Origin of the sequence: Microcystis sp. M090S1 (assembly GCF_020246295.1) — a bacterium.
Classification (GTDB): domain Bacteria; phylum Cyanobacteriota; class Cyanobacteriia; order Cyanobacteriales; family Microcystaceae; genus Microcystis; species Microcystis aeruginosa.
In genome coordinates this window covers 1-12240 of sequence record NZ_JADBTF010000271.1, presented here as the reverse complement: position 1 = coordinate 12240, position 12240 = coordinate 1, and the positions used below count along the sequence as shown (strand labels likewise).

9 protein-coding genes are annotated in these 12240 nt (G+C 45.2%); 7 read left to right on the top strand and 2 right to left on the bottom strand.

The genetic code is table 11. The features are described 5' to 3' along the window. Window positions 1-197 precede the first annotated feature (197 nt). A complete protein-coding gene (gene thiL, locus IM477_RS12030; protein WP_287731882.1) occupies window positions 198-1166 on the top strand; it encodes a thiamine-phosphate kinase in 969 nt (322 codons plus the stop codon). A 3-nt stretch (window positions 1167-1169) separates the two neighbouring features. On the opposite strand, the gene ffh is transcribed toward thiL, so the two are convergent. Both ffh and IM477_RS12020 read right to left on the bottom strand, forming a co-directional pair. After that, window positions 1170-2606, bottom strand: a complete 1437-nt coding sequence (ffh, locus tag IM477_RS12025; protein ID WP_287731881.1) for a signal recognition particle protein — start codon at window positions 2604-2606, stop codon at window positions 1170-1172. 170 nt (window positions 2607-2776) lie between these two features. Beyond that, window positions 2777-3193: a hypothetical protein gene (locus IM477_RS12020; protein WP_147069222.1), complete on the bottom strand. Its 417-nt coding sequence runs from the start codon at window positions 3191-3193 to the stop codon at window positions 2777-2779. Window positions 3194-3277: 84 nt separating this feature from the next. Here IM477_RS12020 and hslO point away from each other — a divergent pair, with 84 nt between their 5' ends. The 6 genes from hslO to IM477_RS11990 all read left to right on the top strand — a co-directional run. Next, the gene (gene hslO, locus IM477_RS12015; protein ID WP_287731880.1) at window positions 3278-4192 is read left to right on the top strand and encodes an Hsp33 family molecular chaperone HslO; all 915 of its coding nucleotides are present in this window, start codon (window positions 3278-3280) and stop codon (window positions 4190-4192) included. 63 nt (window positions 4193-4255) lie between these two features. Further along, on the top strand, window positions 4256-6211 hold the full coding sequence (locus tag IM477_RS12010) for a coiled-coil domain-containing protein (protein ID WP_287731879.1): 1956 nt from the start codon (window positions 4256-4258) through the stop codon (window positions 6209-6211). Between the two features lie 629 nt (window positions 6212-6840). Then, window positions 6841-8052 carry a pentapeptide repeat-containing protein gene (locus tag IM477_RS12005; RefSeq protein ID WP_287731878.1) on the top strand — a complete coding sequence of 404 codons (1212 nt, stop codon included), beginning with the start codon at window positions 6841-6843 and terminating at the stop codon, window positions 8050-8052. Between the two features lie 183 nt (window positions 8053-8235). Beyond that, a complete protein-coding gene (locus IM477_RS12000; RefSeq protein ID WP_287731877.1) occupies window positions 8236-9894 on the top strand; it encodes a Ppx/GppA phosphatase family protein in 1659 nt (552 codons plus the stop codon). Between the two features lie 215 nt (window positions 9895-10109). Beyond that, the gene (locus IM477_RS11995; protein ID WP_287672944.1) at window positions 10110-11759 is read left to right on the top strand and encodes an alpha/beta hydrolase; all 1650 of its coding nucleotides are present in this window, start codon (window positions 10110-10112) and stop codon (window positions 11757-11759) included. Window positions 11760-12007: 248 nt separating this feature from the next. Next, window positions 12008-12240, top strand: a 233-nt coding sequence (locus IM477_RS11990) for a helix-turn-helix domain-containing protein (RefSeq protein WP_287731876.1), incomplete at its 3' end; no start/stop codon positions are given.

The window sequence follows — 12240 nt, the reverse complement described above, 5'->3', positions numbered from 1 at the left end:
GTTATTGCCCGAATGCTTCGCCCCTACAGGACGCGGGCCGATGAAGACGCCAGGTTTTAAACGACGATTCTCTCAAAATCTTACATCTGTTTCGCTCGTAAAGCCACAAAACCCCTACCTTGCCTACATTTCACATTTATTCAGCCAGCCCTAACTAAAGACTTTTTAGAAGCTGCATTGTTCAATTCCCAGAAATTATGAATTTAACCGTTAAAGATTTGGGTGAACAGGGATTGCTACCGATTCTGCAAAAATATTGTCCTGCGGAGATTATCGGTGATGATGGGGCGATTTTATCCCTCAAGGAGGGTTATTCTCTGGTTGTCACCACTGATGTTTTAGTTAATAACGTCCACTTTAGCGATATTACCACCTCTCCGGAAGATGTGGGCTGGCGAGCGGCGGCGGCTAATTTATCCGATTTAGCGGCTATGGGGGCAGAACCCCTGGGAATTACGGTAGGATTGGCTTTAACTCCCGATCTAGCCATCGATTGGCTAGAAGGACTCTATCGGGGTCTTAGCTCTTGTCTGCAAGTATATCAGACGGCGATCGTCGGTGGTGATCTGTGTCGGGCCACGGAGATTAACATCAGCATCACCGCCCTGGGACAAGTGGCAAAAAATGAAGAAATTAGACGTTTTAACGCAAAAGTTGGCGATAGCATCGTTATTACTGGTTATCACGGTTTATCGCGGGCTGGATTAGAGTTACTCTTTCACCCTGAAACCGGGAGGAATTTAAATTCCGCCCAAAAAAAGCGATTAATCCAAGCCCATCAACGGCCGCGACCGAGACTTGATTGCATACCACATTTACAAAAAATTGTCAAGCAATTTCCCATCGCCGGCATGGATAGCAGTGACGGGTTAGCAGATGCCATCATGCAAATTTGTCGCTGTAGTGGGGTTGGTGCTGAAATCGAGACGATTCCCCTGCATCCAACCCTGAAAGAATATGTAGGAGCCGAAAAAGCTCTAGAATGGGCTTTATACGGCGGTGAAGACTTTGAGTTAGTTTTGTGTTTGCCCCCGGACAGTGCCAGAGAATTGCTCGAGAAAGTGGGGGAAGATGGGGCGATAATCGGTCAAATTGTCCCCGGGAAAGAGATAAAATTAGCCAACGGTAGAAACCTAAGTTTAAGCTCTGGATTTCAACATTTTTAGCCTCTATAAATCGCCAAAACCTTTCTTTTTCTTGATTTTCTTCGGTTTTTTCGGGCTGCCACCCTGACCGCGGAACCCCGGTTGATTGCCACCCCCAAACATTCCGCCACCCATCCCGGGCATCCCAGGCATAGCGGGCATTTGTCCCCGTCCCATCTGTTGCATCATCGATCGCATTCTGGTGAAATTAGTAATTAGTTTGTTAACTTCCGTTTCCGGATGTCCCGAACCTTTGGCAATGCGACGACGACGATTAGGAGACTTAGCCAATAAATCGGGGTCAGCGCGTTCCTCCGTGGTCATGGAATTAATCATCGCTTCCGTGCGTTTTAACTCTTTTTCGCCCTTTTCGATGTCTGTCCCGCTCAGTTTGCCTAGACCGGGGATTAACTTTAAGACTCCCCCCAGGGAACCCATATTTTTTAACAGCCGCATCTGTTTGAGGAAGTCATTAAAATCAAACTTAGCCTCTAAAATCTTGGCCTGCATTTTGGCCGCGTCTTCTAGGTCTAACTGTTCCTGAGCTTTTTCCACTAGCGTCAGGACATCACCCATATTGAGGATGCGACTGGCAAGGCGATCGGGATAAAATGGCTCTAAAGCCTCGACTTTTTCGCCAACACCAACAAATTTAATCGGTTGTCCCGATATTTGCCGCACTGATAGGGCAGCCCCACCGCGAGTATCGCCATCAAGTTTGGTGAGAATTGCCCCCGTGATGCCAATTTGTTGGTGAAAAGTGTTGGTAAGACTGGCCGCTTCCTGACCGGTCATCGCATCCACCACTAATAAAGTGTCGTCGGGCTTGACAATTTTCTTGATTTGTGCTAGTTCGCCCATCATCTGGGTATCTATCTGCAAACGACCGGCGGTGTCGATGATAACGGTATCTACGCCCAATTCTTTGGCTTTTTCCACACCTTGACGGGCGATATCGACGGGATTAGCCTGAGAACCCATCTCGAAGACGGGAACATTTATCTGTTTACCGAGGGTGATTAATTGGTCAATGGCCGCCGGACGGTAAACATCGGTAGCCACCATCAGGCAGCTTTTGGACTGTTTGCGGAGATATAGGGCTAATTTGGCGGTGGCGGTGGTTTTTCCCGTCCCTTGCAACCCGGCCATTAAAATTACGGTGGGGGGTTTATCGGCCTGGGCTAGGGGAACGTTGCTTTCCCCCATAATTTTGACTAATTCATCATAGACAATTTTGATAAATTGCTGACCGGGATTGACTCCAGAAATAACTTCAGCGCCGAGGGCTTGTTTCTCGACCTCAGCAATAAATCCCTTGACCACCTGTAGGTTAACATCTGCTTCTAATAAAGCCCGACGGACTTCTTTTAGGGTTTCTTGTATATTGGCCGAGGAGATTTTATCTTGACCTCGTAATTTTTTCCATGCGTCTTCTAAGCGGTCGGCCAGTGCGTCGAACATAGTTTCGGAATTAAATTTTTAACTAGATCGATTTTATCTCAAATGTCGGGTGAAGACCCCCGTTCTTGCCCTGTCAATGGTCTCGGACTGGCATAGTGCAGCCACTCTCCCGGTGTAGGAGAGTGAGCAGCGGGGAGAGACAATCCATAATTGGGTTTTTAAAGTTCGATTTACTTACTAGCCACTCCTAAATCCCGCACTTCTAACTTTTGATTGCTCAAAAATAGTCGTAATTTCAACAAACTGAGAGTTTGACCGAGATTGAGGGGAAGGAGAGAAATGCCTTCTAAACGCGATTGTAACCAACCATCGCCCCAATACCATTCGTGATAGCCATCGATACCTTGACTCAAAAGCAAGCGTAAACACTGGTCATTGGCCAATAAAACCTGATGTTGTACGGGAATTAAACCTAACCAAGAGGTAAAAGTCAAGCCTTCCTCTAATTTATCGGGTAGATTGGGCGAGAGCATTTGCGGCCACAGCCATTGACGGAGATGAGCAGTTTTGAGCAAACTATCCCGGATAGCCTGTTCACTGGCCGAGATTTCGATACGCAGCTGACTTTGTTGAAAATTGCCGAACATATTGTTGTCTGATAATTTTTGTTAAGTTAGTTAAAGAATAACTAAAAATCGGGACAGCGTTTTCCAAGGATAACAGTAAGTAGTATGGCAGATAAATTAATCCGCGCCACGGCCGCCGATGGCGGAATTAGAGTAGTAGGAGTGATTACCACTCGTTTAACGGAAGAAGCCCGCCAAAGACATAAATTATCTAACGTAGCCACTGCCGCTCTCGGTCGCACGATGGCATCGGCTTTGGTCTTGGCTTCCAGTTTAAAAAAACCCGGTTCTCGGGTCAATATTCGCATTAAAGGCGACGGTCCCCTAGGCGGTGTTTTAGTTGATGCGGGACTCGATGGCACGGTGCGGGGTTATGTGGACTATCCCCAGGTGGAATTACTCCCCAATGCTCAGGGTAAATTAGATGTGGGTCGCGCCGTGGGTGACAAGGGTTATGTGCGAGTCTTACGGGAAGAAAAAGGCGAGGGGAGAAATGAACTTCAAGAAAGCATCGTCGAGATAGTTTCTGGGGAAGTGGGGGAAGATATCGCCTACTACCTCGACCAATCGGAACAAATTCCCTCCGCTTTGCAAGTGGGGGTTTTTGTCGGTACGACCACAGGAGTGACGGCAGCCGGGGGAATTTTATTACAAGTTCTCTCTAAAGAAGCGTCCCGGGATGAGGTCTTGGTGGCTCGTTTAGAGTCGAGATTGCGAAAATTAACGGGATTTACGCCCCTTTTACGGGCAGGAAAAGGACTAGAAGATATTTTTCAGGAACTTCTCGGAGATATGGGTCTAGAAATTTTTCCGGCTGTGCAGATGCTGCGTTTTGATTGTGATTGTTCTTTTGAACGGGCCCTAGGAGCTTTAAAATTCCTCGGGGTCGATGAATTAAAAGACATCATCGAAAAGGATAAACAAGCGGAAGCCATCTGTGAGTTTTGTCGGGAAGTGTATAGTGCCAACGAGACGCAATTAATCGAATTAGTCGAGTCTCTACAAGCTGAATCTTGCTGAGAAGTTGGGCAATGAGCGCCATTAAGGTAAAATCTATCTAAAATATCCGTCAGGGAGTCGTGAATGTTTAAAGGAAAAGAATTAACCAAAAATCTAGTCAAACGAGAATCGATTGACTCCCTGACTCGTTGGCCAGAGAAAACTAAATCTTTTCTTTTTCTCTTTTGGTACCGATACCAGCATCGTTTCACTTGGAAAGTTTGGGCGGCTTTATTTGTCGTGGTCTTTGGCGGTGTTGGCTTTCTCGCCACTTGGCAGTTATTAAATATGCAGAAGTCGCCCAATTGCCCAAAAATCTTCTGGCCTATCGCTTCTGCCTCCCTGCGTCTCTACTGCGCTCAACTTTCCGCCGATAGTCGCACCGTGGAGGGTTTACTCGCAGCAATTGCCCTAGTGGAAGCTTTACCCGATGACCATCCCTTGCGATCGCAAGTTAATCAACAGGTGGAAGAATGGGCGCGAGATATCCTGAATTTGGCTGAAAAAGACTATCAAGCGGGAAATTTACAGCAAGCGATCACTAAAGCTCGTCAAATACCCAATAATATGGCAGTAGCGGCAATTATTGAAGAAAGAATCGCTAAGTGGCAAGGAACTTGGACGGAAGGCAACGAGATCTTAAGCAAACTAGAGGAAAATCTCCGCGCTTCCAACTGGAATCAATCTTTCCGTCTAGCGGTGGATTTATTGAACTTAAATAACGAATACTGGGCAACGGTTAAATATAATGAAGCGCTCGCTAAAATTACCGTCGCCCGGGAAGATAGCAGTAAATTAGATAATGCCTTTAATCTCTTCGCCCGGGGCGGTCTCGACAATTGGGTCAAAGTCATCGAAGAAGCTAGAAAAATTCAAGCCAGCAGTTATGCCTATCAGGAGGCAGAAAAATTAATCGGGAAAACCGAGGATAAACTGCAAGAATACGCCGAAAGATTAATTGAGCGGAAGCAATGGCAAGCTCTCCGGGATTTGGCTAACCAAACCCCCAAAGACCTCAAAATTAAAGAAGATGTCACCGATTGGTCCCTCTTGTCCGCAGCGGCCTTAGATGCGGAAGCCGGCACGGTGGAGGGATTGGAAGCTGGCATACTGGGACTAGAACAAATCGACGCTTCTCGACCTCTCCATCAAACGGCCCTAGCTATGAGGGAGCGCTGGCAGTTACAGGTACAGGATCTAAGAATACTGTCCGAGGCTAGAGATTTAGCACAAGCAGGTACGATCGAGCAGTATAGCGCCGCTATCGCGAAAGCGGGCGAGGTTCCCCGTAATAATCCCCTCTGGTCGCAAGCACAGCAGGAAATTGGCTCTTGGAATCGTCAAATACAAGTGATTGAAGACCGGCCGATTTTAGAACGCGCGCGGGAAATTGCTCTCCCCGGCGATATTAATTCCCTCAGTAACGCTATTATTCAGGCGCGGGCAATCGCTAAGAATCGGGCCTTATACCGAGATGCTCAACGGGAAATTGGCGGCTGGCAAGTGCGGATTGAACGCATGGAGGATCAACCCATTTTAGATCAGGCTCAAGCTTTGGCCAATCTCAAAGACTATAGCACAGCGATCGAAACTGCCAATCAAATTCCCCCCGGTCGCACTCTTTCCTCGGAAGCTTCCCAAAATATCCGTCGTTGGCGCCGAGAGTTGCGGGCCCGTCAAAATCTTCAACAGGCTAATCAATTAGCGGCGACGGGAACCGCAGAAGGTTTAACCCGGGCGATTGCTTTAGTTACCAATATTTCCACTAAAACCGATGCGGGTGTGCAACGGACTGAATTGCTGGAACGTTGGAGTTATCAGCTTTTGTCTTTAGCCACGGACAATGCTAATAATGGTCGTTATCTGGAAGCTATTCGCCTTGCTGAATCCGTATCCCGGGAAAGTACCGCTTACAGTTCGGCTCGCTCCCAAATGCAAGGCTGGCGCAATATTCTCCAACCTCCGGCCCCACCGCCAATAGTTGAATCGACTCCCCTTTCCCCAGAGTCCCCGATAGAAACACCAAGTCCGGGTCAATAATCAGTTTTAGGGGCTGTTTTTGCCGTGGATTGCCCCTAAAAAAGTCCCTCATCCCCAGGGGTCTGTCCAGTTAAATCTGTATTATACTAAATCCTGTTTACAAGGGATAGGATGGCGGGGGAGCGGGGAGAAACAATCCATAACTTGGGAGTTCATCGCACTATTCAAAACCGATTTAGTATAAATTGCCAACAAATAACCAAAGCCAATTTTAAAAAGATAATAAGTAGGTAGGCGTTAAAAATTATCAGACACCCCCCTTATCAAGGCTGTCCATTAGTCACATCTTTCTTAACATTTCAAACCTTTGTAGCACAACGCTTTCAAGACTCGGTTAACAATTTGTAATATTCCTTGTTGACACCCTTACTGACAAAGAAAAAACTGAAATCAAGTCAGGATAAGAGTTGGAGTGCTTAATGAAAAAATTGTTAAGAAAGATCCCTATAAGGGATAGAAGGGTAGGGTTGATTCATGAATCAACCCTACTATGAATCGGCCCTAGGATTAAGGGGGGCAGGGAGGATCAAAGACAAAATCTATCTTCAATTTAATTATAACCACTTACTTACTTAGTTGTTATGAATTACATTAATCAATCAAGCCAAAAACAGAACTCTTTAATTTCTATGAGAGCAAGTGAGGTACTGGATTTATATGCCAAAGGGAAACGCAATTTTACGGGAGTAAAATTAAAAGGAAAGTGTTTTCACGGAAAGAATTTATCGGGGGCGAATTTTAGTCAAGCCGATCTGCGTGGCACTAATTTTAAAGGGGCTATTTTAGAGGGAACTAAATTTACCGAGGCTAGGGCAGGATTACTAAAGCGCGGTCGGCTACAATTAATTTTAATTTCTTGGTTAATAGCGGCTGTCTGCGGCTATCTGTGGGGATTAGCTGGTTATTATCTAGCTTTAATGCTGGTGACAGATGTAACCAAATTTAAAATTATTGGTGCGGGTATAATCACGATTTTATCTCTAATTTACGGAATATTTTATCGTCAGCGAGTTGGGGGATTGCCCTTAGTTTTATCCTTGATTTCTGGTCAAGCAATAAGTTTTACCCTAGCAATTTGCATCAGCTTAACTTTAACTTTATTGACAGGAATTATATTAGTTTTTCAGGGAGCATTAGCTGGAATAGCTGTGATGAATGGAACTTTTTCTATAGCTTTGATTGTTGGGGTTTGTGGTACTTTATTCACCGCTTATCTGGCTTGGTTATCCCTAGAAGAATCGAGAGAAACGATCACGAAATCCATGGCAATTGCTTTTTTAGCCAGTAAAGGTACAAATTTTTGCGGGGCAAATCTGCAAGAAGCCGATTTCACGGGAGCGCAGTTAAAAGCCACTGATTTAAGGGCAAAAGATTTAACTAGAACTCGATTTTATCTGGTATCGGGCATCGAGCGAGCGCGCTGGGAAAAGACAATTCTGGACGAAGTTGCGATGAGAAATCTTCTGGTTACTGGTCAAGGGGAAAATAAAGCTTATATTGGCTATAATTTTCGCGGACTGAATCTTTACGGGTTTAACTTCAAAAATGCCAACCTGACTAGGGCAAATTTCAGCGAGGCAAATTTAGCCTACGCTAATCTAGAAGGGGCAAATTTAGCCCATAGTAACGTGATGAGAGCCAATTTACAGGGAGCCACCCTGACGGGTGCTTGTATCGAAGCTTGGAAAATCGCCGAAAATACTAATTTAGAAGGGGTTGATTGTGATTATATTTATTTAGTCGAGTGCGATCGAGAGCGCCGTCCCAGGGAGGGAGAATTTGGGGAGGGGGAATTCCGGCAATTGGCCCTGGAGCAGCGAAAATTGTATATTGACGAATAAGATAACTGCTATACAAAGCTAAAATTGCGGCGCCGAGGCGGGCAATTAGAGGGATAATAAGACCAACCCCGATCGATCGGGTGTCAGAGGCGGCGGAGTTACATCCCTCCCGATGCCAAATAAGGTTATTTGCCCTTTTCCCTAACCCCTATCCCCCGACTGGTAACTGATCACTGATAAGCGATGGTGAATATTTCTAATCAAGTTATACCCAATCGGGGACTAGCGCCCCAGGCAAAAGCCTCCGATGTCCAAATCCTGGCGGCGATCGATATTGGTACGAATTCGGTTCACATGGTAGTAGTGGCAATTGAACCGTCTTTACCTGCTTTTACGATTATTGCCAGAGAAAAGGATACAGTCCGTCTGGGCGATCGAGATAGGAAAACCGGTAAATTAACCCTAGCGGCCATGGAAAGAGCGATCGCCGCTTTAAAACGCTGTCACGATCTGGCTATTAGTCTCCATGCGGATCAGATTATTGCCGTTGCCACTAGCGCCACCCGGGAAGCGACCAACGGCGACGAATTTTTGGCTTTAATCGAGAAAGAAGTCGGTATTTCTGTAAATCTCATCTCCGGACAGGAGGAAGCGCGCCGGATTTATCTCGGTGTCGTCTCGGGAATGGATTTCCAAAATCAAGCCCATATTATTATCGATATCGGTGGTGGTTCCACAGAATTAATCTTAGCTGATAGTCAAGAAATTCGCTTTCTTAGTAGTACCAAAATCGGGGCTGTGCGTTTGACCCAAGATTTGATCACCACCGATCCCATTACTCCCACAGAATTAGCCTATTTAAGAGCATACACCCGCGGAATGTTAGAGCGGGCAGTAGAGGAAATTAAACATCATTTACAGATGGGAGAAGTGCCGCGTTTAGTGGGAACTTCTGGGACGATCGAAACTTTGATGACTATCCATGCTTTGGAGAAATTGGGGGAAATTCCCAATCCTTTAAATGGCTATCAATTAACCCGCAAAGATGTCAAAGAATTGGTCAAACGTTTCGCCACTTTGGACTATCACCAAAGACTGGCAATTCTGGGGATGTCCGATAAACGGGCCGAGATAATTCTAGCCGGTTCGATCGTGCTTTTGGAAGCGATGACCATGTTAGATCTTGATAAGTTAGTTCTCTGTGAAAGGGCCTTGCGAGAAGGGGTAATCGTCGATTGGATGCTGACGCACGGTTTAATTGATAATCGGTTACTTTATCAGAGTGAAATCCGTCAGCGCAGTGTCTTGAAAATAGCGAAAAAGTATCAAGTTAATTTAGAATCTGCTGAGAGAATAGCGGCATTTTCCCTGTCTTTGTTCGAGCAAACCCAAGCACAATTACATTCTTGGAATCAGGAGGCTAAAGATTTATTATGGGCGGCGGCTATACTGCATAATAGTGGTTTATATGTTAGTCATGCTGCCCATCATAAACATTCCTATTATTTAATTCGCAATGGTGAACTGTTGGGCTATACGGAAATAGAGTTAGAAGTGATCGCTAATATCGCTCGTTATCATCGCAAAAGTAAGCCGAAGAAAAGGCACGATGATTTTATGAAATTAACTGAATACTATCAGTATATGGTCAGACATTTAAGTGCTATACTGCGCTTGGCTGTGGCTTTAGATCGGCGACAAATAGGAGCGATTAAAAAGATTGAATGTAAGTACGATCCTGAATATAGAACCCTACATCTGCATCTTTTTCCCAATAATGCTGAAGATGATTGTGCTTTAGAATTGTGGAGTTTAGACTATAAAAAACCTGTTTTTGAGGAAGAATTTGGGGTGAAAGTAGTGGCAACTTTGGCATTTTTACCCTTAAACCATGAGCAGTGAGCGGTTATCATTGACTACCGCCGGTATTAGGTAGCTTGAAATCGGCGAGATTGGAATTTTCGAGACTTGTTACCCGTTATTCTAGGTCAAGATTATCGACCGTGGCAAATTGATAATTTTTGTTGATAGTCAAGCAAGAAAACGGTTAAAAACTGAAAGGTTACTGTTATAATCCAGAGGGAATAGGATCGCAGAAAGAAAAGGAGCCGAAAAACTTGTTGCAATTAGCTAAAATTGGTCGCTTGATCGCTCTTGGTTGCTTGGGAACGATACTGACTAGCTTTCCTGTCCTCTCGGCCGAGAGAATCACTTTTATCTTACCGCCCTTTAGTCGTACCCTAGAAATTAGTTCCCTAGAAAAGTTTGTCGAGACTGGCAGAATTGACGCTAATCTAAGACAATATTTAGGTAATACCACACCCGAACAACAAAGAGAATTTCGTCAAGCTTTAACCACAAGTAAAGAAATTAATCCCGTCCTGATCTCGCGCTTTTTTAACACCACAATGGGGGAAGATATCCTCAACCTTTTAGGGGAACTGATCACCATTCAAGGGGGTATTAATGGTAAATTCGCTCTGCGTTCTGCCCTAATTAAATCAGCTTTTGAACCGGGAGGGGTAACTATTCTTAACCTGCTGCGTAATCTGCCCACTAATATGCAGATTGATGTGACAAGAGTGCAAAGATTAGCTAGGGCGATCGATATCGTCCTGAAAGCGACCACAGTATTCACGGAAAAGGTGGCGCAATTATCCTTAGAAGAAGCTAAAAAGGCTGGTGAAATTAATTTTACCGCCATGACCGACCCCCGACAACCGGGACCGCGACAAGTAGAACAAATGCGGCTGGATTTAACCGATAGCCGTCGTCAGAGGGAACTTTATCTAATCATTGTGAAACCCAAGGGGCAATTAACCCAGAAAACCCCCGTTATTGTCTTTTCCCACGGTTTAGCTTCTCGTCCCGAAGATTTTCTCCGACAAGCGGAACACTGGGCTAGTTACGGTTATCTCGTCGCCATGCCCCAACACCCCGGCAGTGATACCCTACAGGTGCAGAATCTGCTCGCCGGTTTATCGGGGATGGTTTTTGATAGCAACGAATTTGTCAATCGTCCATTGGACATATCTTTTGTGATCGATGAATTGCAAAGACGCAACGCGGGGGAATTTCAGGGGCAATTAGATGTAGATAATGTGGGAGTTGGTGGACATTCCTTCGGCGGTTATACAGCCTTAGCCGTGGGTGGAGCGACGATCGATTTCGAGAATTTACAACGGGACTGCCAAAGAAGATTAGCTTTTCTCAATGTCTCCCTCTTGCTGCAGTGTCGTGCTTTGGATTTACCCCGAGAAGAATACAACTTTCGCGATCCGAGAATAAAAGCGATTTTTGCGGTTAATCCGTTTAATTGGAGTATTTTCGGGGCTAAAGGACTAGCTAAGATCGAAATTCCCACTTTTGTAGCGGCAGGAACCTACGATCCCGCTACCCCCGCTATTTTTGAACAGGTGCGCTCTTTTCCCCTGCTCAACACCGAAAATAAATATTTAGCGCTGATTGAAGGTCAAGCTCACGTCGATTTTTCGGTACTAGACGCGGGAATTAACGAAGCGATCGAATCCATAGCCGATCTTACCCTGCCCGCACCCTATGTGATCGATAGTTACGCCCATTCCCTATCTTTGGCCTTTTTTGAGGTGTATATTCGCAAAAACCCCGGCTATAAACCTTTTTTACAGGCGGCCTATTCCCAATATCTCAGTCAAGGCCAGGAGTTTAGATGTTTTCTGATTACCCGCGCCTCCTCGGCCGCTTTAGAACAACTCATCGAAGATTTTATCGCTCAAAATGTCCGTTAATCAGTTATCAGTTATCAGTTATCAGTTATCAGTTATCAGTTCACTGTTTACTGATCACTGAAAAGCTCCCCACTTTCCCACTTCCCCACTTCCAATTCATAATTCATAATTTATCAAAAATGTCGGGGTGAAGACCCTCGTACTGACAGGATGAAACCCCGACCAATATAAAACAGCGAAGCACGATTAAATCCTTGACAGTTTAGCCTTGCATAGTTTACCATGGTAAATATAGTCTGGTAAACAAGATGTTAAAAGCGTTTAAGTACAGAATCTATCCGACCAGTGAGCAATCAGTTTTGCTCGCCAAGTCGTTTGGCTGTGCTAGATGGTTTTACAATTACGCCCTAAACTTGACATCTGAAACTTACAAGCAAACTGGAAAAGGATTAAGCAGAGACGAAATAATTAAGCTGCTGCCTTCCTTAAAAAAAGAGTATGAGTGGTTAAGCGAAGTACCATCGCAGGTATTACAACAAGC

Coding starts and splice junctions, on each gene's coding strand:
- IM477_RS12005 (WP_287731878.1), top strand. CDS start 6,841: ATGAGAGCAAGTGAGGTACTGGATTTATATGCCAAAGGGAAACGCAAT.
- IM477_RS12000 (WP_287731877.1), top strand. CDS start 8,236: ATGGTGAATATTTCTAATCAAGTTATACCCAATCGGGGACTAGCGCCC.
- thiL (WP_287731882.1), top strand. CDS start 198: ATGAATTTAACCGTTAAAGATTTGGGTGAACAGGGATTGCTACCGATT.
- IM477_RS12010 (WP_287731879.1), top strand. CDS start 4,256: ATGTTTAAAGGAAAAGAATTAACCAAAAATCTAGTCAAACGAGAATCG.
- ffh (WP_287731881.1), bottom strand. CDS start 2,606: ATGTTCGACGCACTGGCCGACCGCTTAGAAGACGCATGGAAAAAATTA.
- hslO (WP_287731880.1), top strand. CDS start 3,278: ATGGCAGATAAATTAATCCGCGCCACGGCCGCCGATGGCGGAATTAGA.
- IM477_RS12020 (WP_147069222.1), bottom strand. CDS start 3,193: ATGTTCGGCAATTTTCAACAAAGTCAGCTGCGTATCGAAATCTCGGCC.